Source organism: Rhodospirillaceae bacterium, from assembly GCA_018660465.1.
In the GTDB taxonomy this organism is placed as follows: Bacteria; Pseudomonadota; Alphaproteobacteria; order Rhodospirillales; family JABJKH01; genus JABJKH01.
In genome coordinates this window covers 1-24,716 of the sequence record JABJKH010000077.1, presented here as the reverse complement: position 1 = coordinate 24,716, position 24,716 = coordinate 1, and the positions used below count along the sequence as shown (strand labels likewise).

Genomic DNA, 24,716 nt, shown 5'->3' with positions numbered 1-24,716 from the left:
TATAAATACGTTAATTTTCCGAAGATTTAAGTGCGATACTTGACCAATTAAGTCGGACATCCTATATACCGCATAGTGTGATTGAAGGTATTCGCAAACGAACTCAGGCGCGGAGCGCCTTTGATCGCAAAATATTCACGCGTTCCAATAAGATATAGCAGAGCCCATGATTTTCAAGCGGATTCGAGAAGATATAGATGCGTTTATGGCCCGTGACCCTGCGGCACACTCTAAGTTAGAGGTGATTTTGTGCTATCCGGGTCTGCACGCCTTGATGTATTACCGGCTGTCTCACGGATTGTGGCGGCGTGGCTGGCGCGTGTTAGGGCGGTTAATCTCGCACATCGGGAAGGTCTTAACTGGAATTGAGATCCATCCAGCAGCCAAGATCGGACGGCGATTTGTAATCGATCATGGCACTGGCGTCGTCATTGGTGAAACGTCGGAAGTCGGCGATGACGTGACGATTTACCATGACGTGACTCTCGGCGGAATTTCGCCTTCTGTGGACTCTGCATCTCAGGTTAATGTGAAGCGCCATCCGACCTTGATGGATGGTGCCATTGTTGGGTCTGGTGCGCAAATTTTGGGCCCGATCACCGTAGGCAAAGAAGCCCGTGTCGGTTCTAACGCTGTGGTGACCAAGGACGTGCCAGCGGGCATGACGGCGGTCGGGATTCCGGCTCGGGTGGTAATGCCAAAGGATAAATCAAAATCTCATGAGTTTGTCGCCTATGGCGAACCAGCTGACGGTTGCCCTGACGTGGTGCTAACGACCATCGAAGAGCTACGTGGTCAGGTCGCGTCTTTAATTAGCAAGGTCGGCGAACTTGAGAGCAGGCTCCAAGAATACGACGGAGAAAAGCCTTCGGACGGTGACAAACGAAACAAAATCGTATCCGGCGGCAAGTCCTGATTTATTCCCACAGGCATTGTTGCCAGATGTATGAAAGTAAACGCGTTGAAGCAAGAGGAGGATTGAGGTGAAATTAAGTACCAAGGGGCGTTACGCCGTCATGGCGATGACCGATCTGGCTTCTAATAGCCATGGAGACCCGGTTTCGCTTGCAGATGTGGCAGAGCGGCAGGAAATTTCTCTTTCATATTTGGAGCAATTGTTCAGCAAGTTGCGCAAGGGCGGCGTTGTTAAAAGTGTGCGCGGACCCGGCGGCGGCTATTTGCTCTCCAGAGACGCAAGTGACCTGCGAATTTCTGACATTGTTTTGGCAGTGAATGAGCCACTTTCGACCACTCGCTGTACGCCGGGTTCGGCGGAAGGCTGCACGTCGGATCGAAGTCGCTGTTTAACCCATGATCTATGGGAAGAACTGGGCAATCAAATTCACTTGTATCTTAGTTCCATCTCTCTGGACGATGTCTGCAAACGACGGGTTCTAGGCACCAGCGGAACCCTACATCGAACAAGCCTACTGGAGCCGTGCGCGGCGGCCGAATAGTGCTGATCGGAAATTCCATGAAGACAACCGTCTACTTAGATCACAATGCGACCACGCCGGCGCGGCCAGAAGCAATCGAGGCCGTGGTTGAGGCGCTGTCTCTGGTTGGCAATGCCTCATCAGTACACCGTGAAGGTCGTGCCGCACGTCGCATAATTGAAGATGCGCGATCTAGAGTGGCAGCCCTTGTCGGTGCCGGTGAAACAGATGTGGTGTTTACCAGTGGCGGAACCGAAGCCAATAATCTAGCTATCCGTGGCGGTAGCCGTATGCGTGTGTTGGTGTCAGCTGTGGAACATTTGTCTGTTCTTGAGGCTAAACGGGAAGTTGAAATTATTCCTGTAGATACCGATGGCATAATTGATATGGAGGCGCTTGAAAGGTTATTAGCCAAGGAAGACGGGTTGGCGTTGGTATCGGTCATGCTGGCGAATAACGAAACAGGCGTCATTCAACCGGTTCAAGCGATTGGCGAAATTTGCCGCCGTTACGGCGCACTGCTGCATACGGATGCGGTACAAGCCGCTGGCAAGATACCCGTTCAACTGACGGGCCTCGGCGTGGATTTGATGACCTTGTCGGCTCATAAAATTGGTGGCCCGATGGGGGTAGGTGCGCTCATCGCGACGCCTCGTGCTGCCTTAACTGGCGTAAGCTTCGGCGGCGGTCAGGAGAAGGGACTGCGGCCTGGAACGGAAAATCTGCCAGCTATTGCGGGATTTGGAAAAGCAGCTGAGATCGCTGCGGATAAAGTTAAGAGTTTTGCCGCCCTCGCGTGGAGGAGGAATGATTTGGAACGTCGTATCCTTGAAATTTCCCCCGACGCCCAAATTTTTGGCGCGGGTGCCGATAGGCTACCGAACACCAGCTGCATCGCGATGCCCGGGGTTGATAGCGAGACCCAGGTGATGGCGTTGGATTTAGACGGTGTTTCGGTGAGTGCGGGTTCTGCCTGTTCATCGGGAAAGGTCGCCATAAGTCATGTCCTAGAAGCAATGACGCCGGACCTGCCTGAGACTGAAAACGCCATTCGAGTCAGCCTTGGATGGACGACAGAAGATGCGGATATTGATCGGTTCGTAGAAGCGTGGTCAGCGCTTTACGGACGGCTTGGTGCTGCTGAGCCAAAAAAATTAGGGAGACAAGTTTAATGGCACCGCGCGCGGATCAAGCCCAACAACAAAAAGACGAATTATCAGAACAACTGGCAGGCCAGAAGTATAAGTACGGTTTCGTCACAGACATTGAATCCGATCAGGCACCTAAGGGTTTGAGCGAAGATATCGTGCGCTTCATTTCGGCCAAGAAGAACGAGCCGGAATGGATGCTGGATGCGCGGCTAAAAGCGTATCGTCATTGGCTGACCATGCCGGAGCCCGAGTGGGCGAAGCCTGAGTTCCCACCGATTGACTACCAGGACGCCTATTATTATTCCGCACCTAAGTCTCTGGACGACAAACCCAAAAGCTTGGACGAAGTTGATCCTGAATTGTTGGAGACTTATGAAAAGCTGGGCATTCCCTTGTACGAGCAGGAACGCCTCGCCGGTGTGGCCGTTGATGCGGTGTTCGATAGTGTTTCTGTTGCGACGACATTCAAAGGTAAACTTGAAGAAGTCGGCGTTCTGTTTTGCCCGATTTCAGAAGCCATCGAACGTTGCCCTGAACTGGTTAAAAAATATATGGGCAGCGTGGTGCCCTATACGGACAATAAGCACGCCGCACTGAACGCGGCAGTGTTTACTGACGGATCATTCGTCTACATCCCAAAGGGCGTAAAATGCCCGATGGAACTTTCAACGTACTTCCGAATTAATGCGGAGAATACGGGGCAGTTTGAACGCACGCTGATCATTGCGGATGAAGGCTCGTACGTGAGTTATCTTGAAGGTTGCACGGCACCCATGCGGGACGAGAACCAACTTCACGCAGCGGTGGTCGAACTGATCATCATGGATGATGCCGAGATCAAATATTCAACGGTGCAGAACTGGTATCCGGGTGACGCGGAAGGCAAAGGCGGCATCTATAATTTCGTGACCAAGCGGGCGGCGTGCCGGGGGAAGAATTCTAAAGTCTCATGGACCCAAGTTGAAACCGGCTCTGCCATCACTTGGAAGTATCCAAGCTGCATCTTGCAGGGTGACAATTCCGTGGGTGAGTTCTATTCCATCGCCATCACCAACAACATGCAGCAAGCCGATACCGGCACCAAGATGATTCACTTGGGCAAGAACACGTCCTCCAAAATTATCTCCAAGGGGATATCGGCAGGTCGGGCGGATCAAACCTATCGCGGTCTCGTTCGGGTATCGTCAAAGGCGAATGGTGCCAGGAACTATACCCAGTGCGATTCGCTTTTGATCGGTGATCAATGTGGTGCGCACACGATCCCTTACATCGAAAGCAAAAACAAAAATGCGGTCGTCGAACATGAAGCGACCACATCGAAGATCAGTGAGGACCAGCTGTTCTATCTGCGCCAACGCGGTATCGGTGAAGAAGACGCGGTCGCACTTGTCGTTAACGGGTTCTGCCGCGAAGTCTTGCAGCAACTGCCCATGGAATTCGCCGTCGAAGCACAAAAGCTGGTCGGCATTAGTCTAGAAGGAAGTGTCGGATAACTATGCTTGAAATTAAAAACCTGCACGCGACTGTTGACGGCAAGGAAATCCTCAAGGGGATTGACCTGTCTATAAACGCGGGCGAAGTCCACGCCATCATGGGGCCTAACGGATCGGGGAAAAGTACGCTGAGCTACGTGCTTGCCGGACGCGATGGCTATGAAGTCACTAAGGGCGACGTGATCTATAAGGGCAAAGACCTGTTGGACTTAGCACCTGAAGATCGCGCGGCTGAAGGCATCTTCTTGGCGTTTCAATATCCGGTCGAAATTCCGGGTGTTCCCAATACGACGTTCTTAAAAGAAGCCGTGAATGCCGTGCGCAAATACCGCGGCGAAGACCCGTACGATGCGATGCAGTTTGTTAAAATGGTGCGCGCTAAGACCAAGGAACTGGGCATCAATGACGACATGCTGAAGCGAGCCGTCAACGTCGGCTTCTCTGGCGGTGAGAAAAAGCGTAACGAGATTTTGCAAATGGCGATGCTGGAACCAAGCCTGGCTGTCATGGATGAGACCGACAGCGGCCTCGACATCGATGCCTTAAAAGTCGTGGCCGATGGCGTCAATTTGCTGCGCTCCCCTGATCGGGCAATGCTGATGATCACGCATTACCAGCGCTTGCTGGATTACATTGTGCCGGATTACGTGCACGTTTTGGCACATGGTAAAATTCAACGCTCCGGCGGCAAGGAGTTGGCATTGGAGCTGGAAGAAAACGGCTACGCCGATTATGCGGAGGTCGCGGCTTAGATATGGCGCAAGAGACGTTCACGATTGAAGGGTTGCCGACTCCCAGGCTTGAGGCTTGGAAGTACACGAACCTGCGCGCCCTGGGTCAGATCGAATTTTTAACGACACCTGATTCACCAAGTCTCGACCAAGCGCCGAGCTTAGTCTCGAACTCTGCGGCTCGGCTAGTGTTTGTGAATGGTCATTTGAATGAAGCTCTTTCCGAAGTCGCGGGCGGCATGATTGAAATTACCAAAGACGGCTTTGTCTTACGTGTTGCAGCTGGGGTCGAAGTAGATCAGCCGGTCGAGGTGGTCTTTGTCGGCGGTATAAGCGATGCCGCAGTGACCTACGCCCCGCGTATGCGCATCGACCTTGAAGACAACAGCCGCGCCACGGTCTTGGAATATCATATTGGTCTTGGCGATGGCGTTTATTTTTCCAATGGCGAGACAAAGATCAATGTCGGACAAGGTGCCAAGCTCAACCATATTAAAGTCCAAGCTGAAGGTTCTGAAGCCTATCACCTCTCCAACGTTCACGCGCAGGTCGCGCGGGATGGCGGCTATGAGGCTTGCACCTTATCCATCGGCGCCAAGCTATCGCGTAACGACATCAATGTCAGGTTGGAAGGCGAGGGCGCGTCCTGTGGCCTAAACGGTCCGACCTTGATTCGTGGCAGCCAGCACTGTGACAACACCACCATCGTTGATCACTTGGTGCCCCACACTGCATGTAGCGAAGTCTTTAAAGGCGTGCTGGATGACAAGGCGCGGTCGGTCTTTCAAGGCAAGATCGTTGTTCATAAAGACGCGCAAAAGACGGATGGACGGCAGCACTGTAAGACACTGTTGCTCTCAGACGATGCGGAAGTGAACGCCAAGCCGGAACTGGAAATCTATGCCGACGATGTGAAATGTGCCCATGGTGCGACGGTCGGTGAAATCGATGAGACGGCGCTGTTCTATTTGCGGTCTCGCGGCGTGCCTGAAAAGCGGGCGCGAAGTTTGCTAATCGAATCGTTCCTGGGCGAAGCCTTAGAAAATATCGAAGCGGACGATATCAGCGTAGTCCTGGCGGACATGATTTCAAGCTGGTTGTCGGAGGAAAATTGATATGACGAATGCCTCCAACGTTGTTGAAATGACTCCGAACGCGGGCAGTAATGCCTACGACGTAGCACAAGTGCGGAAAGATTTCCCGGCCCTGCATCAAGAAGTCTACGGCAAGCCGCTGGTCTACTTGGACAACGGCGCAAGCGCGCTCAAACCCCAAGCCGTCATCGATACCATGACTGAAGTCATGAGCACCTATTATGCGAATGTGCATCGCGGTGTGCATCGTTTGAGCCAACTTTCGACCGACGCCTATGAAGAAGCCCGCAGGAAAGTCGCGACGTTTATTAACGCCGCCTCTGACAATGAAATCGTTTTTGTGAGAGGCGCGACGGAGGCAATCAATCTTGTCGCCGCCACCCATGGCCGTACCCACTTGAGCGAAGGTGACGAGGTCATCATATCGCACATGGAGCACCATGCGAACATCGTGCCCTGGCAGATGTTGCGGGACGAAATGGGGATTGTGCTTAAAGTCGTTCCGATTGACGACGAAGGCCATTTCCTGATGGACGCGTACGAAAAGATGCTCGGTCCCCGGACCAAGCTCGTCGCCGTCACGCATATTTCAAACGCTCTCGGCACCATCACACCGATGGCGGAGATTATTCGTCTGGCTCATGAGGTGGGTGCTTTGGTGCTGGTCGATGGCTGCCAGGCTGTGCCGCATATGAAGGTTGATGTTCAGGCATTGGATGCAGATTTCTACGTCTTCTCAGGCCATAAGCTCTATGGTCCAACCGGGATTGGTGTGCTGTACGGCAAGCTTGATCTTCTGAACGCCATGCCACCGTATCAGACAGGTGGCGACATGATCCGTTCTGTCACCCTGGAAAAAACAGAATTCGCCGACGCGCCGCATCGGTTTGAAGCTGGCACACCCGCGATTGTTGAAACAATTGGGCTGGGCGCTGCTATCGATTATATCACGGCACTTGGCCTCGATAATATTGCCGCCCACGAGCATGCTTTGTTGGAATATGCAACGGCTCAGTTGCTGGAAGTTCCCGGCCTACACATCCACGGCACGGCCAAGGAAAAAGCCAGTATCATCTCGTTCGTGATGGATGCGGCGCATTCCCATGATGTCGGCACCATTGTCGACCGGGCAGGGGTTGCCGTTCGCGCAGGCCATCATTGTGCACAGCCGGTGATGGACCGCTTCGGCGTCACGGCCACAGCCCGGGCATCGTTTGGAATTTATAATACCAAGGATGAGGTTGATCTGTTGGTCGAAGCCCTTAATGCGGTTCAGGAGATTTTTGGCTGATGTTTGAAGATCTCAGAGACCTTTACCAAGAAGTGATCCTAGATCACGGCAAGAACCCCAGGAACTGCCATCCGCTTGAAGGCGCGAGCCACATGGCGCATGGCAACAATCCAATGTGCGGTGATACCTTGGATGTCTTTCTTAAGGTGGATGACGCCGGAAGTATTGCGGATGTTTCCTTCTTCGGGAGGGGCTGCGCGATCTCTGTCGCCTCAGCTTCAATGATGACGGAAATTTTAAAGGGCAAGACCGTCGCCGAGGCGCAGAAATTATCCGACGATTTTCAAAGCATGTGCACTAAGGATGATTTTGATTTTGAAGGCGCCACTGATGAGTTAGATGAAGACGCCATTGAGCGATTGCAAATGCTGTCCGGCGTCAAAGAATTTCCAGTTCGCGTTAAGTGCGCGACCTTGGCTTGGCACACAATGACCGCCGCCGTTGTTGATGGTGGCGAAGTAACGACTGAGTAGCAGCAGGAAGAATAGAATGAACAAAGATGCACCCATAGACCAACATATGCCCTACGATGACCATATGCTCCCGCCTGGGGGTTCGTTAGAGGAATTTACGGCCAAGGCAGGTGGCCCCTTGCCCGACGGCGTAGAAATTTCGGATCAGGCTGAGCTTATTGAAGCGATACGTACGGTCTACGATCCTGAAATCCCGGTTAATATTTATGATCTGGGTTTGATCTACACCCATGACATTACCGACCAAGGTGATGTTGCGATTACCATGTCGCTGACGGCACCTGGCTGCCCCGTGGCAGGTGAAATGCCGGGGATGGTCGCGAATGCAGTGGCGCAAGTTGAAGGCCTCGGCGTGGTTGACGTTAAGATTGTGTGGGAGCCTGCGTGGACACCTGACCGCATGACTGAAGACGCGAAACTCGCGCTTGGCATGTTTTAGGACTATAATAAAGACAACGATACGGAGCGATTATGGCTGAGCCTATTTTGACCATTACCGATGCTGCTGCGGAACGGATTAAGTTTCTGATGGCGCAATCTGACGCACCTGTTGAAGGCCTGCGTCTGGGCGTAAACACGCGCGGCTGCAATGGCATGAGCTACACCGTCGATTATGCCCAAGAGGTAGATTCTGCGGACGAAGAAGTCCTGACAAATGGAGTCAAAGTCTACGTTGATCCCATGGCGGTAATGTATCTTATTGGTACGGAAATGGACTATGTAGAAGACAAGCTGGCCGCGCATTTTACGTTTAACAATCCCAATGCAAAAAGCCTCTGCGGCTGCGGCGAGAGCTTTAACGTCTGAAGATGACCGATCCATCCCTTCGACCGCCGGTGGAACTTCCCGAAAGAAACGCGCCGGTCTATCTGGATTACCAAGCGACCACGCCGACGGACCCACGTGTTGTCGAGGCGATGCTGCCTTACTTCTCAGAAAAATTGGGAAACCCCGCATCGACCAGTCATTTCTATGGCTGGGAAGCGGAAGAGGCGGTTGATAAAGCACGCGAACAGATTGCGTCTTTAATTGGGGCTGAGCCTCGGGAAATTGTTTTTACGTCGGGTGCTACAGAATCCAACAACCTCGCCATTCAAGGCGTTGGCCGGTTTTACGGGGAACGCAAGAACCATATCATTACAGCGGTGACAGAGCATAAATGTGTGCTCGAAGCCTGTAAGTATATGGAGCGAGAAGGGTTTGAGGTTACGTTTTTAGAGGTTGGACCGGACGGTCTGCTGGATTTGAACCACCTGAAAGAAGCGATCACCGAGAATACAGCCCTGGTTTCGATCATGGCCGTGCACAACGAAATTGGCGTCATTCAACCGATGGCGGAGATCGGGGCCATCTGCCGCGAACGGGGCGTGTACTTTCACACCGATGCGGCCCAGGCCGTGGGCAAAATCCCCTTAGATGTGAATTCCATGAACATCGACCTGCTGAGCATTTCAGGTCATAAAGTCTATGGCCCCATGGGGATTGGTGTGCTGTATGTCCGCCGTCGCCCCCGAGTACGGTTGGAGCCTCTGTTCAAAGGCGGTGGACAAGAACGCGGCATGCGCTCTGGGACTCTCTCAACGCCGCTGTGTGTCGGCATGGGGGAAGCCTGTGCCATCGCAGAACAAGAACTGGGTGATGAAGCCGTCAGGTTGGGGCGTCTTAAGGACATGCTTTATCAAGGCGTCATGGGCCGGGTGCCCGATGTCTATTTGAATGGCAACAGCGATCTGCGCATTCCCGGAAATTTAAATTTTAGTTTTGACCATGTTGATGGCGCGGGCCTGATTGCGGGCTTGAAGGGAATTTCTGTTTCCAGTGGATCGGCCTGTACGTCTGGCGATGTCGCGCCGTCGTATGTTCTGAAGGCTTTAGGGGTCAGCGACGCGCTGGCATTCGCTTGTGTGCGGATTGGCCTGGGGCGGTTCACGACGGTCGCCGATATTGAAATTGCGGTTGAGACGATTGTCGAAAACGTCGCCCAACTGCGTGTGTCTAATCCAGAGAATAAGGTTTCCGCTTAATGCTAAAGATGACGTTTGTTGGCTCTGATGGTCAGCGCCTGGAAGTTGATGCGCCGGAAGGATTGACGGTCTTGGATGTCGCCCACCGCAGCAGCATCGATATTGAGGGCTCATGCGAAGGCTGCATGGCGTGTTCGACCTGCCATGTGATCGTCGATAAAGATTGGTACGATAAGTTACCAGAAGCGGGTGAGGAGGAAGAAGACATGCTTTGCCTCGCCTTCGGTCTGCAGCGGACCTCCAGGCTCGCGTGTCAAATCACCATGACACCCGAACTGGACGGCCTGACCGTTGCCCTGCCGTCCGATGTTCGGAATATGCTTTTGGAGTAATTACCCGGTGCGAAGAATCAGGTGAAAGCCGAAAGAGGTTTTAACGACGTCGCTGGCTTCGCCTTTTTCTAGTTTAAACGCCGCCGCTCCGAAGCTTGGAACCATGTCATTGGGACCAAAGAAGCCGAGGTCGCCGCCGTCTGCGCCTGACGGGCAGTCTGAATTCGCTTTTGCTAATTCGCCAAAGTCGGCACCGTTATCGAGTTCTTCTTTTAACTCTTTGATTTTCGCCTCGGCGTCTTCGGCGGAGAGTTGCGAACGGGACCGTTCACCGTCAGCGGTCGCAATTAGAATGTGGGAAGCTTTAATTTTATCAGCCATATTTTCCTCTGATGTAACAAATAAGTGGGCGGCGTTTATGCCGTTCGGGGTCTCTCTTAGGATATAAAGCGCCCGACTGCAAATACCATGATAATTCACCTGCTCTTGTATTGAATTTTGGAAGGCTTATATTCCCGCCCATGAACTCAATTGGATTAGATAAGCCGGTTTCAGAAACCCGCGTGGTGGTGGCCATGTCGGGCGGCGTTGATAGTTCCGTCACAGCAGCCATGCTGGCGGATGAAGGCTACGACGTCGTCGGCATCACGTTGCAGCTTTACGACCACGGTGAGGCGGTGGAGCGCCCGGGCAGTTGCTGTGCGGGCGCAGACATTGCGGATGCCCGCCGGGTCGCCGAAACTGTCGGTATTCCCCATTACGTGTTGGACTACGAAAGTAAGTTCCGCCAATCGGTGATCGATGACTTTGCCGATAGCTACCTGCGCGGTGAAACCCCGATCCCGTGCGTGCGCTGCAACCAGACGGTAAAGTTTAGAGACCTGTTAGGAACTGCCAAAGATTTGGGCGCTGATGCACTGGCCACAGGTCACTACGTGCGCAGAGAACTGGGCACAGGTGGTCCTGAACTCCACCGCGGCATCGACGACGGCAAGGACCAGAGCTACTTCCTCTTTGCGACCACTCCGGAACAGTTGGATTATCTCCGCTTTCCCTTAGGCGGCTTGGATAAAGGCGCAACCCGTGACTTGGCGCGGAAGTACGGCTTGGCGGTATCAGAAAAGCCGGACAGCCAGGATATTTGCTTCGTGCCAAATGGGTCTTATGCCGATGTTGTTGAGAAGCTTCGCCCTGGTGCGTTGGACCCAGGCGATATCGTCGACCTAGAGGGAAATGTCATTGGCCAGCACGATGGCATCATCAATTTTACCGTCGGTCAGCGAAAGGGCATGGGCATCGCTGCGGGTGAGCCTTTGTATGTCATTCGATTAGAACCTGAATTCCACCGGGTTGTTGCCGGACCAAGAGAGGCATTGGTGGAAAAAGCGCTTCGAGTAGCGGATGTGAACTGGTTGGGTCCTAACAATTTATCCGAAAAGGGATTAGATGTTCAGGTAAAGCTTCGCTCGACCCAGAAATTAGTCGATGCAACGGTGATCGCGCTGACGGATGACAGCGCAAAAGTTATTCTCCATGATCCACAAGCGGGTATTGCACCGGGCCAAGCATGTGTGTTTTATGACGGAAGTAGAGTTTTAGGTGGCGGCTGGATCGTAAGAGATTAACCGCCCAACGGCGGAGAAGAGCCATGGTGGAGATTAAACTAAACGCACCGTTGGACGCATCATCGGTTCTTGTGATGCCCGGAATTGATCTGGCGAAAAGCGGCATTGCGGCAATTATTGTCGATGGCGGCGGAATCCATATCGGCAAGTACACCAGCCTCTCTACCTATACCAAAGAATTATCGCAGAACGTCGGCAAATATATCGAAGGCCGCCCGTACCGGGAAAACAATCCCGACGGCTTCCGCCGCATCCACCGCGCCTTAGGTGAAGCGGTAAAGGTAAAGGCCTCAATTTCCGTTGTCTTAATGCAAAACTGGGACAGCCAATCCCAAGGCGAAAACCTCAAGAATAAGCTGATGGAGTCGATTGGGACTCTGTGAGCTGTTTCTCCCGCCCGCGTAACACCGCTCAGTATCTCCAAAAAATCCATCTTCGGAAACATACGAGAACACAGCGACGGAAACGGAAGGGTTTCATTTTGATGTCGGGGAAATTGCGAAGTGGGAAAGGGCTAATAAGAACCTTCTCAGTGAATCCTCAGTGTTCTCAGTTTCCTCAGTGGTAAGGTAACAGGCAGACGGTAAAGCTGGATCGTCGAGAGAAAATTCACGATCCAAGACCTGACCCCTCTCTTTTTGACCCCTCTCTTTTGTGACCCCTCTCTTTTTGTTAACTTCCAAAATACATAATCATTTTAGAAATTATATGACTGAAGAATAATTTCTTAGATAATGATAATTAGATATCAGAGATCAAATAGTCCGGGGGGCTTTCAACTACACTGTACTGATGTTTTAAAGCCGACGGGCAGGATGCAAGTCTGAATGAGGTCTTGAAATTGGGAGACGTTAAAAATTGATGGGAAGGCGGCTGTGTGTTGAGATGCAATGCATAATTGGGGGAAGAAGATATGACTCGCAGTCCGGAAGGCTTCGGGAAAGCACAAAAGATGAGAAATATTAACAGGCATGACCGGAGCGCTCGGATAAGCTCTGGTGGTTGGCCAGACGTGCGACATTTGATGTAAGGAACTAATTAATGACCGAAGGCATGGCGGCAAACAACGGGGGTGTATCGGTGGCGGGCAAGAGGGCAAGCGGACAGGCTCCGGCAAAGTCGGTCGGTAAAAAGAAATCGCGGAAGGCACCTACCAAAGCAACCAACCACGGAAAAACTGGGGGTGGCAAGACCGGAGCCAAGACAAAGACCGCCGGTCAGGCACCTCGGAAACCGACAGCCGCGAAGCCCGAGGTCATGGCGCAACCTGTGGCGGCGCAAGTCGAACAACCTGCTTCCCGCCAACCCTCACCCACCGAGGTGCTGGGCCAAGTGGTGGGGCTGATGTGCCAGAGCCCGTTGCACAAGCATTTCTTTATGGCTGATCTTGAGTGGTTGGTGATGCCGGCGATCATGACCCAGCAATTTCGCCTGTTCCGCAAAGACGGCCGCCCCATCGCCTATGCATCCTGGGCCTATCTCGGCAAAGACGCCGCCGAACGCCTCACCCAAGGTGCGCGCAAGATCAAACCCGATGAATGGAAGACAGACGGCGGCGAACTCTGGCTCATCGACCTCGTCGCGCCCTTAGGCGGCAACGAGGTCATTCTCAAGGAACTCCGCGAAAAAGTGTTTAAGGGGGAGAAGGTGAAGACACTCCAGCCTGCACCAGATGGGGACGGGCTGGCGGTGGTAGAGTGGTAATTATTATCTGATCACAACCTAGATCAAACTATAACAATTAATGTGATGAAGAGAGGTCTAAGCGTGTCGATCCCGTTTAAAGGAACAATATTAGATATATCTAAGTACCGCCTACCCTGGGTTGGGTTTGCCGCTGGGTGTCTTATTGGCCTTATTACAAATGCGAGCTGGGCCGTGCCATTCATAGGCATTTATGGCTTCGTGTTAATGCTTATTGTATTTTGGGAACTGAAGTTATTCAAAAAATCATTTTCGGGAAATGTAGATCCGAAAATTATACAGTTATTATCATTTTTTGTTTCGTACAATTTTTTAAAAAAAAGATTAAGCTACTACGAATTTATATTCTTGCCACCACCGGATGAATACAACCAAAGATATTGTCTTTGGTCGTCACCTCTCTTTTGTATATTCATTATTTTTTTAGTTCCTAATTCATACGCCTTGTTTTCGATAATTTCGTTCGAGTTATTCGAATCTACATATTTAGTTTGGGCGGAATGGGTGTCGTCTTCAATAAAAAAAATTAGCGGGTTGATTCCAGCCTACAGTAAATATCTAGAAGAAGGTGCTGAATTGGGAGGAATAAATACAGGAAAATTAATATCTAATATTTATATTTTCAGTTATTGCGTTGGTTTAATTTGTATTGGACTAACATTTATTTCTCCAGTAATACATTTTTATCAAATTAGAGAGAGTACTGAGCACCTTGTTTTCAATTATGGGGGATGGAAAAAAACGGTCGGTGAAGCATTTTTCGCAGTTGTAGTCATGTTGGCACTTTTCGTAATTTTTTCGACGGTCCCAGTTTTTATTGGGGGCGGAACAGGTGGTTCGTCTCTTGTATCCAGCAATAGTAATTTGGTCAATATTTTTGCTGTATCTTCCGTGGTGCCGTTAATTGTTTATATATTTTACATTGTGGTTTATTCTTTATTTATACTACTAATGAACAAAAAATTCTATATGTATTAATTTTTAACAAAATTAGTATTTATAAAATATTGTTTTTATTTGGAAAATATCATGATTAGTGAGAGTGTATTGGACAGTAGCGAGACAAGGGGTCAGGTCTTGAATCGTGAATTCTGGCACCTAGGTGGTTGTGTAAAATCCCTTTTAGGCTCAATAGGCAAACGGGATCTCAACTTTTGAATGTTCCATGGTAAGGCCGTGCCGCTGAGCGTCCTTCGAGACGGCTGCTTTGCAGCCTCCTCAGGATGAGGGTGTTAAGTAAGGTGCTGAAATTAATAATGAAAAATAAAATAAAACGTCCTCATCCTGAGGAGCCGCGCTTGCCGCGTCTCGAAGGATGCTGAGTTGAGTGGGGACCTCGCGCTTACTCCGCCGCCTCAGTCTCCCCATCCATAATCCCCGCTTCCTCCAACACCTCCAACGCCTCCTGCGCTTCCTGTTGGCGCGCCCACATTTTGGCGTAGGGACCATCTTGGATTAGGAGGTCGGTGTGGCTGCCGCGTTCGGAGATTTTTCCGGCATCCAGGACGATGATCTCGTCTGCGTCCACCACGGTGGATAGGCGGTGGGCGATCATTAACGTGGTGCGGCCTTCGGAGACTTTGCGGAGGCTTTCTTGAATTTCTTTTTCGGTGTGGGTGTCGAGGGCGGAAGTTGCTTCATCGAACAACATGATTTTGGGTTGCTTCAGGATCGTGCGGGCGATGGCGACGCGTTGTTTTTCGCCACCGGATAATTTCAGGCCGCGTTCGCCGACTTTGGTTTGGTAGCCGTCTGGCTGGTTCATGACAAAATCGTGGATGGCCGCATGGCGGGCGGCGTCTTCGACTTCGGCGGGCGTTGCACCTGGATTGCCATAAGCGATGTTGTAATAGACCGTGTCATTGAACAGGACGGTATCCTGCGGGACGATGCCGATTGCGGCACGCAAACTGTCTTGGGTGACAGTTCGGACGTCCTGGCCATCGATCAAGACGTCGCCTTCGTCCACATCATAGAAGCGGAACAGAATACGAGAGATAGTTGATTTTCCGGACCCACTCGGTCCGACGATGGCGACGGTTTTCCCCGCCGGGACCTTAAAGGAAATATCGTTGATGACAGGGCGGCGGGGGTCGTAGCGGAACGAGACATTGCGAAATTCGATGTTGCCGCCACTGACGCTGAGGTTTGTTGCATGATCGCTGTCTTGAATTCCCGGTGTTTTTCCCAGAAGGCCGAACATCGTCTCCATATCAATGAGGGATCGTTTGATTTCCCGGTAAACAAACCCCAGAAAATTAAGCGGCATGTACAGTTGAATGAGATACGCGTTCACCAGCACAAAATCACCAATCGTCATGGTCCCAGCCGCGACACCTTGACCGGCCATGATCATGACCACCGTGAGCCCGATGGAAATAATCGCGCCTTGGCCGATGTTCAGCAGCGACAAGGATGTCTTGCTGTCGATGGCCGCTTTCTCATAGGCCTGGAGTGCTCCGTCAAAGCGGCGGGCTTCGTGTTCTTCGTTGCCGAAGTATTTGACGGTCTCAAAGTTCAACAAGCTGTCGATGGCCTTGGTGTTGGCTTCGCTGTCGGTCTCGTTCATGCGGCGGCGAAACTTAATCCGCCATTCGGTTATGGAAAGCGTCCAAACGATGTAGCCGGTAATTGTTCCAAGCGTAACCAGGGCAAACCAGACATTGTAAAGTGTCCACAAGATTCCGCAGACGAGAAGGATTTCGATCAAGGTCGGCAGAATATTGAACAGCATGAAGGTCAGTAGGAATTCGATACCCTTGGTGCCGCGTTCGACCGCTCGACTGATGCCACCAGTTTGACGGTCTAAATGAAACTGCATGGAAAGCCGATGCAGGTGGCGGAAGGTTCGGAGCCCAGCCAGACGAATTGCCCGCTGAGCGACCTTTGCGAATACTGCATCGCGTAGCTCGCCAAACGCATGCGCTAGCACTCGGGTCATACCATACGCAACCAGCAGTCCGACTGGTACCGCCAAGACGGCAGAGGTGCCTACCGATAGCGCATCCACTGCGTGCTTGAAGAATACCGGCACGACGACATTGATCCCCTTGGCGGTAATCATCAGTATGATGGCCAAGATCACCCGGACTCGAAGTCCCATTTCGCCAATCGGCCAGAGATACGGGATCAGGGAGCGGATCGTCTGAAGATCGTTCCTGGGGCCGGTATCGTCTGGGAAGCTCATGTGTCTCATAATAGTAACTTTGTCGACCTTTTCTGCCCAAACGTAAAGTCCCAGGCGCAAAGAATTGCGGTCGTATGCGCCAATTTTGGCAGCATTCGAAAAATTTTATTAAAAGAAATATACCCACGAAAAGACCGGGCCCGAAGGCCCGGCAAGTCTAACAGGGAGGATTCGCGTCAGGATGACGCAGGGTCCTAAGACCCTAACTGAGTAAAGCTACCCAGTGCACACAATATATACGATTATAATAATATTGCAACAATATTTTGTGTGTAATTTAAATTTCAGTACTCGATTTGGTGTCACGTAGGTAATTGCCATATCCAAATACGATAGTCGGCGTGGCATAAAGTAATGAATTCTTGTTCTAAATTGGTTGCTTCTTATCTACGAATGCTGGGTTTCTATCGATCGTCCTGAATTTTATCTGAGGACAATAAAACGGATCGTTCACTTATCCCGTTAACCATGCGTTTACGGGTGATTCCTATAGTTCGCGTATGGGGGAGAGTATAAATATGTTAAGCGACGCTGAAATTTATCAATCGGCAGACCTTTTGATCGAAGAACACGGCCTGGACGCGTCTTCAATCGCGACCATGCGTGCGGGCGAGCTTCTTATCGACGGGAATATGGACGGCTACCGGATGTGGAAGCGAATTGTCATGGTCATTGATAACGTGGCTGTCTTCGGCCCACCGCCGCATGAATTGCCGAATTAGAGCCTATATCTATTCTGCCGACCTAGCATGACCGCGTGCGCGTTCCACCAAGACATCCATCACCTGACGGAGCACCTTATCGTTCTGCCCCAAGCGATTTAAGCGGACGGATAGGTTTTCTTGTGAAATGATAAGAAGTTCTGTGTTCTCCAGCGCCCTAGCGGATGCCATTCGGGGCTGGTTATCGATTAATGACATTTCACCAATAATTGACCCCTGACCCAGGACAGCCAGGATCGCTTCTTTGTTGCCACTCTGGCGATAAATTTCGACCTCACCCGAGGATACAATATAGGCCTCAGTACCTTCTTCACCTTCGTTGAAGATGACATCTCCGGTTTTGGCTGACCGCTTGTTGCTTTTTGGTGACAATATTTTTCTCGTCTGCTCTTCGTTAATATCGGTGAATACTGCACGACTTGGCTCGTCTATTCCAGCAGTTTGACCTTGTTTCAGTAAACCTTCTAAAGAGGCATTTAAGGCATTCCGCATTTCTTCGGGCAAGTCGCCCATGCCCAGCTTTTCCATTAACGCCTCAACAGTTCTGACCAGGACATCCTGGGTGCTGCCTTGTGGTGCCAGCGAGGCGACAGATGTCAGAGACTGAACCAGTCGCATCAGGCTGCCCATAACCTCAGGCCGATTGTTATCGCAAAACTTGGTTTGGCTGAGATCCAGCAAAAAGCCCAATTGAATGGCTTTGTTTGGCATCAGGAACATCAATTGCTCGATCGATTGTCCCGCAGTCAAGTCGCCTTCGTCTTTGCCGAGAACCATCTTGGCGCGGAGGCACGCGGCCTCGCACATGCGGGGGCCACCTTCTAGCCCAGCCATTCCCATAATGTCTCGGATGAGTTTTATAAAAACGGAATTTTCGTCAGAGCCGCTTTGCTTCGTGAGCGGGGTAATGCCGGAAAGTCCGCTTGAGACCCGATCCAATAAAACGCTTTTCGCACAAGGCATGTCCTTTGCTTTAAAAAGATCATTCAGGCGACCCAAGCAATTCCGGAAATGTTTTGGCACCTGATAGCGACCAGCACTTAAGCGCGCTAGCGTCGTATAAGCCCCCGCCGCGTGATCTTGCCGTCCTATCAAGTCGTTTACAGCTGCGGGTCCAGTAAGGATATCGGCAATCGCCTCATCCACGTAGCGTATCACATTTGGCCCAAGATCTTGCTCCGCCAAGTCAAGCAGTAAGCCAAGTTTTGTGTCCCAGTCGCCAGCTTCCGACAAATATCCGGCGAGGGCACCATAGATGAAGGTCTCTCGGTTTTCAGGCGAAATTGTACTGCTGATTTCAGTTATTAGAACCGGCAGGCCTTTTTCTTTCAGGGTCGTAACGTTCTCGCGGGCATCGTTGACTTCACGCGCCCGATCTTTGACTTGGGCGAATGCTTTATAAAGTTCGCCAACCCGATCTAGTGGCTTTTCCCCGGTCGCTCGTGCCTGTGCTCCTGCGACTTGCTGCATTCCTTGGCTATAGAGGGTATCATTGCGTTCCAGCATGTTCAGGTAGCCGGTATTGAACAGGAGTTCTAACGGTGTAATGAAATGCTCGTCCAAATATTGGCGCAGCAAGCGACCAATGATTTTGCGAGATGAGAATCCGTAGTAGTCCTTAAATTCTTTGCAAACTGGGGCGTCGTCAATGGGCGTGATCTTGGGGCCTGATTTATCTTTTGCCGAATTTTCTTCGTATATAACCTGTTCATAGCCGGTCGCCGTGGTAACCCGATTGATCTTAACAGCATCAAATTTTTTAGAGCCTAGCAATTCCTCTGCAAGCTTAAGGGCCTCCATTTCGTCATACTGGACGTTATCAATGGTCCAACTGCCATTATTTTGGACCATAATTTCGTAGCTTGATGATTTTTTTGGTCTGGAGGCCATGGTTTAGAACCCTCGTGTAAAAATTAATATGACCGGCTAATTTTTGTTAAGTTCTATAACAATTCATCGAGTATGTAGCATGCTGAATGAATAATACACGGCTATTCTGCCGTTCGAACATAGCCCCGTGCTCTCTCAACCAGGACATCCAACAGACGCCGCAATACCTGATCGTTAGATTCGACCTTCTCCAACCGATAGTGCAAATTTCTCTGGGATATGGTGAGCAATTCAGTGTTCGTTAGGGCGCGTCCGGATGCCATCCGTGGCTGATTATCGATCAGCGACATTTCGCCGATAATGGATCCCGGTCCTAGCGTCGCTAAGACAATTTCGCGGTTACCCAATCTTCGAAAGATTTCAACCTCGCCCTTCTTCACGATGTAAGCTTCTGTACCTTCGTCTCCTTCATTAAAAAGAATATCGCCTGAACTCGCGTTTTTTGGAACGCTCGGCACCTTGAGCATCGTTTCCTTTTCATCATCTACCGCAAAATATTTTGAAAGATTTTTATTCTTTGATGCGGCGTCAGAGGCTTCGCGTTCTTTAACCAAACGGTCCAAAGAGGAAGCAAAGGATTTTTGCATATCCTCAGGTATGCCGCCCATTCCGAGTTTTTCTCTCAGGGCGTCAACAGAGGCAATAATCAATTCGGTACTGGTCTCAGATGGAAACAAGGATGATAGATTTTTTAATTGCTCGACTAAGCTCAGAAGGGACGTGAGGATGACGGTGGCATAGGTTTTCATCAACTCGGTTCGACTCAAATCTAACAAAAACCCCAGTTTGATCGCGCGATTAGGAAAGAAGTTCAATACATTACCAATCGTTTGATCAACGGGTAGGTCAGCGCCGTCATCTCCCATTAAGCTCTTAGCCCGTAGTACAACGGCCTCTGCCATATCTTTGTCGCCCTCCAGGCCAGCAAGACCGATGGTGTAGCGAATGAGAGTCGAAAAGGCAGCTTTATCAGCTTCGAAACCTTCTTTGGTAAGGGGGGTTACACTCTTGAGCCCGCGACAAACCCGATCCAATAATATGCCCTTGGAAACGGGAAGATTCTTTTCCGCCATTAATAAATTGAGGTGTTTCAAGCAGCTTCTTAGATAGTCCGGCACCTGCGCCCGTCCGGCGCTCAAATGTATAAGCGTTCGGTATGCCGCAGCGGCATCGGTCTGGCGGCCGATTAACTCGTTGACCGCCGACGGTGCATCGAGAATTTCGGCGATAACATCATCCAGATAGGCGAGGGCTGTTTCATCTGTCTCGGGTTCGGCCAAGTCGATGAGTATTTCCAGCTTGGAGTCCCAGTCGCGTCCTTTTGATACACAGGACGCCAACGCCCCCAGTATAAATTGATCATGGTTTTCCGGCGTGATGGCTTCAGTCACTTCTTTGATCAGCGCCGACATTCCGCCTGCCTTTAGAATATCTGCATATTTCTGATTGTCGCGTGACTCTCGCGCACGGTCCTTGATTTGGCTGAAATCACGGTAAAGCACATCAACTCGCTCATGTGGTTTGGTGCCGACCGATTTCGCTTGCAGCGAACCAACCCGTTGCATGGCTTTACTGAGCAGGGTGTCGTTTCGCTCAAGCATATTCATACGACCAAGATCGAATAAAAGTTCGAACGAAGTTATAAACTGATCGTCCAAATATTGCCGCATCAGGCGACCAATAGTGCGGCGGGAGTCGAACTGGTAATAGTCTGAGAGTTCTTTGCAGACAGGCGCTTCTTCAATCGGAGCAATCTTGATGACTTTATCGGATTTTTGTCCCGTGCTTTCTTCGAGTATGTTTTCGACTTTGCCGGTGGCGTCATTTTCCCGCGTGACTTTAACAGCTTCGTATTTATTGGCGTTCAACAGAACGTCTGAACGCGCTATTGCCTCCTGCCGGTTTGTGCAGGCCAAATCGACAGTCCATCTGCCGTTTGCTTGATAAAAGACTTCATAGGTGTAACTGGTAAAACCTGACTTCGCCATAAACCAAACCGTTCCGCTAAAATGTTGCTCTGCGAAACGATAATCGGCACGGCAAATACCCGCAAGTGAATTACTTATTACCGCAATTTGGTATTATGCTGTGTGTGGGCGATTCGAAGATGCAAGCCGACAGAGTTCTCCAATATCGCTTTCAAATTCGAAAAACACCTTCAGGCTTTTCCAGGCCCGGCCTTTTTCGAGGGCGTTTCCGCCTTCTAGCCTCCAAGCACCATTGCAATGCGTGCGGAGCCAGGAAGTCACATGTTCAACAGACTCGTCTGTGTTGTAACGGACGTCGTATGCAAGGCGGCTCATAGAACGTATCTCCCCCATATCATGGCACATCTTGGTGTGACGCTGTTGCCACGCCGAAGACGAATGAACAGTCGATAACTCACCGAAAATACTGTCAAATTATGGTTAACGAAGAGTAAACACCTCCACCATTTGCTCTGAAAACAAGCAGATAATTAGCTTCGTGCCGGGTATCTGAACGCATAAGGCGGGAATTGAACCATCACCATGGCGCGCCGCGACCGCCTGATACCTAGGAGCCGCCGTAAGGTATTATAAACTGAATGAAGCATATAGCCGTGCCTCCCTCAAAAGACGTTAAGTTGATTCTGAAGGCAGAAGCTGAAGAGTCAACATGCATATAGTGACAGGGTGGAGGAGCCATAACTAAATATGGTGTAAGGCGTTGAGAATCAGTGTGATTCAATGCAAAAATAATGTGCTAAATTTTGCGCATAAGGAACAGATAAACCCGTAATGTTAACCCGAAATTACGCGTTTGGTGCCGAATCGGCGGGCTTCCCTGTATTTGGCAGGGTCATGGTAATTAGATTAGAAATTAACATCAGGCCGGCCAGGAAATAGAAGACATATACCAATCCATACGCATCGGCAATTAAGCCACCGATGATCGGCGTCAGCGTGGAAAGTATGCTTTGGGTGCCAAACATAACGCTGGTGGCGGAACCGCCTAAGTGCGGTGGAACCATATCCATTAACCAGCTATGGACGACGGGCCGTATGGCGTAGAGGAAGAATCCGAGGATGGCAACGCCAACGACAAACACCGTCTGATTATCTATAAACGCCAGCGCAAATATAACCAGAGTTGTTGATAAAGTTCCTCCTAAGGCGATTGGCTTCCGGCCAACAGTGTCTGACACCGTTCCTGCGATGAGTCCCGCAATGAGCCCACCGATCTGCATGACAGACATCGCGGCACCCATGGCGAGGGCATCGCCGCCAAAGCGGCTCGCGACATATAGGGGCACAAAAATCAAAAGCCCGGTTTGCGCCATGCTTCTAAATCCGGCCATAAGCGCCAGACCTAAGACCAATCGATTTTTAAAGGCGCTGGAAAATCCGGAAAAATACCCACTGAGGGAAGAAGAGCCTTTCGGCGTTTCTGGCTTTTCCAGGGGAGTATCTTTAGGCAGCAAATAAATAAAGATGATCGCTGCGACCACAAATACTGGAATTGTCGCGATTGCCGCCGTTGTCTGCCACACACCGAGCCACATCATCAAGGCACCCACGACCGCAGGTGCAATAAGGTCGCCTAGGTTGGCGCCGGATGCATGAATGGCCAGAACGTATCCACGGCTCTCAGGATGTCTGGATGATAAAAAGGAAATTGCGGCCGGATGCCACAGGTTGTTAGACATCCCAATAACCGCGATTAGGGCACACAATACTGCGTAATTCGGGCTCATGATGAACAAAGCCAGGGCAACCGCACCGATAATTAAGGATATTCCCTGAAAAATAACGCGTCGACCGAACAGGTCGATTGCCGGCCCACTGAATAGGTTTGTGGAGAACGAGGCGATATAAAATATCGTGCCAAAAAATGTCGTTTCTAGGTAAGTGAGGCCCAGATCAGTTCGGATGAATTCCATCAACAGGATATAGGTGGCCGCCACCCAATGGATGGCTCCGTGACCAAGCCCCACCAGCATGACAGAACTTTGGCCGTCTACACGGCGCGCGGACGAGAAATTTAGGGCAGACAAGCGGCAATCTCCGTTAAATTTTTTTGGCCAGGGAAATGGAACGGGTGAAATGAGTAGAGGGAGATTACTGCTTGGATTGGGAGGGGGCAAAGATTTTATCGGCTACCCTGAAATATAAATCGGGAAACATCGGTCAGTCTCAGCATCTATGATTGTCGACTCGAACATATCTGAATTGATTAAGGTCAATTACGTTGGCATCACAAAATCATACGGTTTGGTCGAATGGCCTGGTTGTTAGCATGTCGATCAATTGTAAAAAAAATTAGTTTAGAGCAAGGGAATATATGTGATGGCACAAAAATTAGCGTGTGGTGATACTCAATGGTGCTCCAAATGTACGGATTATTGTGAAGAAAGTGGTAAAATATTTACAGAGAATGGCTTAGGCCGGTGTGATTTTTACCGTGGTCCGGGAATGAAATTGAGTAAGGCGGTGTCCGATTCAAGTGGCAATGTAACACGAGTTATATCGGAAACCGACGCGTAGAGGCGAAACCTTCAAGCATTCATGCATCGTTTAACGATTGTCTCAGTCACCGGTATCAAATAGGACAGGGCTCCCCTAATAATTTAATAAGGGTGTTCTAATTCGGCACTGGAGAAAAGGCATCGCCCTCACTACTGGAAAATCCAACCCCTCGGATCATGGCGTCCAGTCTGGCCACCCGAGCATAAAGTTCGTGGCTAGAATCCAATAGCTGTTCAAGCCGGTGTGGCAAATAGTTGATCGTTCGGTCATGTTGGGATAGGCAGTATTCTTGCCCGTTTAACGGCTCTATTTCTTCCTGGGCGTGGGTTTCATTAATTTCGCCGGTGGAGACGGCCTTGCGAAACATAAGCCAGGCCATGACCCATTCAAGTCGAGTAACCACCCGGCATTGATGAGTCATAATTTCGAAGCGCTCGTTTGGCGGCGGCCGATTGGCTGAATTTATATTACCTTCAACCCAGTCCCGGGTTTCACTCAGCAGGCCGAGCGTTTCTTCAAAAGTCTTTTCGACGATTGGAAGATGTAATTGTGTCGTCATCAACTGCCCCTTCAATCACAAAATTATGTGCTTGTTTGGGATTCTACTAACCGGGTGCGTTATCGTCGCAGCCCAAGCCCCATTCACACTCCCCCTAGGGCTAAGTCTACCCGACTGGACATTTCAATTCTATTAATAAATTGCTATATTTAGCACTAAATTCCCAATTTGCCCCTAAATTTAGTAATTTTATTTCTAAATTTAGGGATAACGTCGCCGACAATTCGTAACAAATTGGCTTATTCCCACTCAATAGTGAATAACTCATAACCTATTGATTTCATTACTTTTTCTAAAACTATGTAATAACTATGTAACCAACTCTATAAGATTTCATCCTTTATTCGTTATGATGAAATCTCTTAACCCATTGTTATTACAATAAACTATCCTTCGGTCAAAGACAAACCTTGTCGTTTATTTTACCACAATCACCGCCCACTAATGGTTGCAGATTTCTCAACTTTATTTCGTAATGCGGTCAAAATACTCTCGCAATCCGTATAAATAGAAGGACATTTCAAGTTTCCTAGACAAGACGATAGGTTTCCCCAAATGACTATACGGCTGGGGATAC

The 24,716-nt window shown here is 50.3% G+C and carries 24 protein-coding genes; 18 read left to right on the top strand and 6 right to left on the bottom strand.

Translation table 11 applies throughout. The annotated features are described in order from the left end of the window. Positions 1-166: 166 nt before the first annotated feature. The 12 genes from cysE (at position 167) to HOM51_12180 (ending at position 10,025) form a co-directional block, all read left to right on the top strand. A complete protein-coding gene (gene cysE / locus HOM51_12235) occupies positions 167-916 on the top strand; it encodes a serine O-acetyltransferase (protein MBT5035276.1) in 750 nt (249 codons plus the stop codon). A gap of 67 nt (positions 917-983) precedes the next feature. Further along, complete coding sequence (locus HOM51_12230; protein ID MBT5035275.1) at positions 984-1,457, top strand: Rrf2 family transcriptional regulator; 474 nt, start codon at positions 984-986, stop codon at positions 1,455-1,457. Positions 1,458-1,474: 17 nt separating this feature from the next. Next, positions 1,475-2,608: a cysteine desulfurase gene (locus HOM51_12225; GenBank protein ID MBT5035274.1), complete on the top strand. Its 1,134-nt coding sequence runs from the start codon at positions 1,475-1,477 to the stop codon at positions 2,606-2,608. Then, a complete protein-coding gene (gene sufB / locus HOM51_12220) occupies positions 2,608-4,080 on the top strand; it encodes a Fe-S cluster assembly protein SufB (protein ID MBT5035273.1) in 1,473 nt (490 codons plus the stop codon). The genes HOM51_12225 and sufB overlap by 1 nt, the downstream gene beginning before the upstream one ends. Before the next feature lie 2 nt (positions 4,081-4,082). Continuing rightward, the gene (sufC, locus tag HOM51_12215) at positions 4,083-4,832 is read left to right on the top strand and encodes a Fe-S cluster assembly ATPase SufC (GenBank protein ID MBT5035272.1); all 750 of its coding nucleotides are present in this window, start codon (positions 4,083-4,085) and stop codon (positions 4,830-4,832) included. Between the two features lie 2 nt (positions 4,833-4,834). Further along, the gene (sufD, locus tag HOM51_12210; protein MBT5035271.1) at positions 4,835-5,926 is read left to right on the top strand and encodes a Fe-S cluster assembly protein SufD; all 1,092 of its coding nucleotides are present in this window, start codon (positions 4,835-4,837) and stop codon (positions 5,924-5,926) included. A gap of 1 nt (position 5,927) precedes the next feature. Continuing rightward, positions 5,928-7,196, top strand: a complete 1,269-nt coding sequence (locus HOM51_12205; protein ID MBT5035270.1) for a cysteine desulfurase — start codon at positions 5,928-5,930, stop codon at positions 7,194-7,196. Further along, positions 7,196-7,669, top strand: a complete 474-nt coding sequence (locus tag HOM51_12200) for an SUF system NifU family Fe-S cluster assembly protein (GenBank protein MBT5035269.1) — start codon at positions 7,196-7,198, stop codon at positions 7,667-7,669. Before HOM51_12205 ends, HOM51_12200 begins: the two co-directional genes overlap by 1 nt. Positions 7,670-7,715: 46 nt before the next feature. Next, on the top strand, positions 7,716-8,108 hold the full coding sequence (locus HOM51_12195; protein MBT5035268.1) for an SUF system Fe-S cluster assembly protein: 393 nt from the start codon (positions 7,716-7,718) through the stop codon (positions 8,106-8,108). Positions 8,109-8,140: 32 nt separating this feature from the next. Continuing rightward, positions 8,141-8,476 (top strand): iron-sulfur cluster assembly accessory protein, encoded by a 336-nt coding sequence (locus tag HOM51_12190; protein MBT5035267.1) that lies wholly within the window; start codon positions 8,141-8,143, stop codon positions 8,474-8,476. A gap of 2 nt (positions 8,477-8,478) precedes the next feature. Continuing rightward, entirely contained in the window at positions 8,479-9,693 is a 1,215-nt protein-coding gene (locus HOM51_12185; protein MBT5035266.1) for an IscS subfamily cysteine desulfurase, read from the top strand. Next, the gene (locus HOM51_12180) at positions 9,693-10,025 is read left to right on the top strand and encodes a 2Fe-2S iron-sulfur cluster binding domain-containing protein (GenBank protein ID MBT5035265.1); all 333 of its coding nucleotides are present in this window, start codon (positions 9,693-9,695) and stop codon (positions 10,023-10,025) included. Before HOM51_12185 ends, HOM51_12180 begins: the two co-directional genes overlap by 1 nt. On the opposite strand, the gene HOM51_12175 is transcribed toward HOM51_12180, so the two are convergent. Next, entirely contained in the window at positions 10,026-10,346 is a 321-nt protein-coding gene (locus HOM51_12175) for a parvulin peptidyl-prolyl isomerase (protein ID MBT5035264.1), read from the bottom strand. 140 nt (positions 10,347-10,486) lie between these two features. Between HOM51_12175 and mnmA the strand changes: the two genes are divergently transcribed. From mnmA to HOM51_12155, 4 genes are all read left to right on the top strand, one after another. Beyond that, positions 10,487-11,590, top strand: coding sequence for a tRNA 2-thiouridine(34) synthase MnmA (mnmA, locus tag HOM51_12170; GenBank protein ID MBT5035263.1), 1,104 nt, complete (start codon positions 10,487-10,489; stop codon positions 11,588-11,590). A gap of 23 nt (positions 11,591-11,613) precedes the next feature. Further along, the gene (locus HOM51_12165; protein ID MBT5035262.1) at positions 11,614-11,973 is read left to right on the top strand and encodes a hypothetical protein; all 360 of its coding nucleotides are present in this window, start codon (positions 11,614-11,616) and stop codon (positions 11,971-11,973) included. A 658-nt stretch (positions 11,974-12,631) separates the two neighbouring features. Then, positions 12,632-13,294, top strand: a complete 663-nt coding sequence (locus HOM51_12160; GenBank protein ID MBT5035261.1) for a toxin-activating lysine-acyltransferase — start codon at positions 12,632-12,634, stop codon at positions 13,292-13,294. Between the two features lie 504 nt (positions 13,295-13,798). Next, a complete protein-coding gene (locus HOM51_12155; protein ID MBT5035260.1) occupies positions 13,799-14,272 on the top strand; it encodes a hypothetical protein in 474 nt (157 codons plus the stop codon). 364 nt (positions 14,273-14,636) lie between these two features. Here HOM51_12155 and HOM51_12150 read toward each other — a convergent pair whose 3' ends face one another. Further along, the gene (locus tag HOM51_12150; GenBank protein MBT5035259.1) at positions 14,637-16,481 is read right to left on the bottom strand and encodes an ABC transporter ATP-binding protein/permease; all 1,845 of its coding nucleotides are present in this window, start codon (positions 16,479-16,481) and stop codon (positions 14,637-14,639) included. Between the two features lie 518 nt (positions 16,482-16,999). Here HOM51_12150 and HOM51_12145 point away from each other — a divergent pair. Beyond that, positions 17,000-17,203: a hypothetical protein gene (locus HOM51_12145; protein MBT5035258.1), complete on the top strand. Its 204-nt coding sequence runs from the start codon at positions 17,000-17,002 to the stop codon at positions 17,201-17,203. Positions 17,204-17,212: 9 nt separating this feature from the next. Here the strand turns inward: HOM51_12145 and HOM51_12140 are convergent, their stop codons facing one another. The 3 genes from HOM51_12140 to HOM51_12130 all read right to left on the bottom strand — a co-directional run bounded on the left by HOM51_12140 (position 17,213) and on the right by HOM51_12130 (position 23,108). Next, positions 17,213-19,093: a cyclic nucleotide-binding domain-containing protein gene (locus HOM51_12140; GenBank protein MBT5035257.1), complete on the bottom strand. Its 1,881-nt coding sequence runs from the start codon at positions 19,091-19,093 to the stop codon at positions 17,213-17,215. A gap of 101 nt (positions 19,094-19,194) precedes the next feature. Beyond that, positions 19,195-21,081, bottom strand: a complete 1,887-nt coding sequence (locus HOM51_12135) for a cyclic nucleotide-binding domain-containing protein (GenBank protein ID MBT5035256.1) — start codon at positions 21,079-21,081, stop codon at positions 19,195-19,197. 785 nt (positions 21,082-21,866) lie between these two features. Continuing rightward, positions 21,867-23,108: an MFS transporter gene (locus HOM51_12130; GenBank protein MBT5035255.1), complete on the bottom strand. Its 1,242-nt coding sequence runs from the start codon at positions 23,106-23,108 to the stop codon at positions 21,867-21,869. A gap of 292 nt (positions 23,109-23,400) precedes the next feature. Here HOM51_12130 and HOM51_12125 point away from each other — a divergent pair, with 292 nt between their 5' ends. After that, entirely contained in the window at positions 23,401-23,598 is a 198-nt protein-coding gene (locus HOM51_12125) for a hypothetical protein (GenBank protein MBT5035254.1), read from the top strand. A 97-nt stretch (positions 23,599-23,695) separates the two neighbouring features. On the opposite strand, the gene HOM51_12120 is transcribed toward HOM51_12125, so the two are convergent. Continuing rightward, on the bottom strand, positions 23,696-24,139 hold the full coding sequence (locus HOM51_12120) for a DUF1465 family protein (protein MBT5035253.1): 444 nt from the start codon (positions 24,137-24,139) through the stop codon (positions 23,696-23,698). Positions 24,140-24,716 lie beyond the last annotated feature (577 nt).

Bases quoted from the DNA above. Each gene is read 5' to 3' on its own strand.
- cysE (MBT5035276.1), top strand. From the start codon at position 167: ATGATTTTCAAGCGGATTCGAGAAGATATAGATGCGTTTATGGCCCGT.
- HOM51_12225 (MBT5035274.1), top strand. From the start codon at position 1,475: ATGAAGACAACCGTCTACTTAGATCACAATGCGACCACGCCGGCGCGG.
- sufB (MBT5035273.1), top strand. From the start codon at position 2,608: ATGGCACCGCGCGCGGATCAAGCCCAACAACAAAAAGACGAATTATCA.
- sufC (MBT5035272.1), top strand. From the start codon at position 4,083: ATGCTTGAAATTAAAAACCTGCACGCGACTGTTGACGGCAAGGAAATC.
- sufD (MBT5035271.1), top strand. From the start codon at position 4,835: ATGGCGCAAGAGACGTTCACGATTGAAGGGTTGCCGACTCCCAGGCTT.
- HOM51_12205 (MBT5035270.1), top strand. From the start codon at position 5,928: ATGACGAATGCCTCCAACGTTGTTGAAATGACTCCGAACGCGGGCAGT.
- HOM51_12200 (MBT5035269.1), top strand. From the start codon at position 7,196: ATGTTTGAAGATCTCAGAGACCTTTACCAAGAAGTGATCCTAGATCAC.
- HOM51_12195 (MBT5035268.1), top strand. From the start codon at position 7,716: ATGCCCTACGATGACCATATGCTCCCGCCTGGGGGTTCGTTAGAGGAA.
- HOM51_12190 (MBT5035267.1), top strand. From the start codon at position 8,141: ATGGCTGAGCCTATTTTGACCATTACCGATGCTGCTGCGGAACGGATT.
- HOM51_12185 (MBT5035266.1), top strand. From the start codon at position 8,479: ATGACCGATCCATCCCTTCGACCGCCGGTGGAACTTCCCGAAAGAAAC.
- HOM51_12180 (MBT5035265.1), top strand. From the start codon at position 9,693: ATGCTAAAGATGACGTTTGTTGGCTCTGATGGTCAGCGCCTGGAAGTT.
- HOM51_12175 (MBT5035264.1), bottom strand. From the start codon at position 10,346: ATGGCTGATAAAATTAAAGCTTCCCACATTCTAATTGCGACCGCTGAC.
- mnmA (MBT5035263.1), top strand. From the start codon at position 10,487: ATGAACTCAATTGGATTAGATAAGCCGGTTTCAGAAACCCGCGTGGTG.
- HOM51_12165 (MBT5035262.1), top strand. From the start codon at position 11,614: ATGGTGGAGATTAAACTAAACGCACCGTTGGACGCATCATCGGTTCTT.
- HOM51_12160 (MBT5035261.1), top strand. From the start codon at position 12,632: ATGACCGAAGGCATGGCGGCAAACAACGGGGGTGTATCGGTGGCGGGC.
- HOM51_12150 (MBT5035259.1), bottom strand. From the start codon at position 16,481: ATGAGCTTCCCAGACGATACCGGCCCCAGGAACGATCTTCAGACGATC.
- HOM51_12145 (MBT5035258.1), top strand. From the start codon at position 17,000: ATGTTAAGCGACGCTGAAATTTATCAATCGGCAGACCTTTTGATCGAA.
- HOM51_12140 (MBT5035257.1), bottom strand. From the start codon at position 19,093: ATGGCCTCCAGACCAAAAAAATCATCAAGCTACGAAATTATGGTCCAA.
- HOM51_12135 (MBT5035256.1), bottom strand. From the start codon at position 21,081: ATGGCGAAGTCAGGTTTTACCAGTTACACCTATGAAGTCTTTTATCAA.
- HOM51_12125 (MBT5035254.1), top strand. From the start codon at position 23,401: ATGGCACAAAAATTAGCGTGTGGTGATACTCAATGGTGCTCCAAATGT.
- HOM51_12120 (MBT5035253.1), bottom strand. From the start codon at position 24,139: ATGACGACACAATTACATCTTCCAATCGTCGAAAAGACTTTTGAAGAA.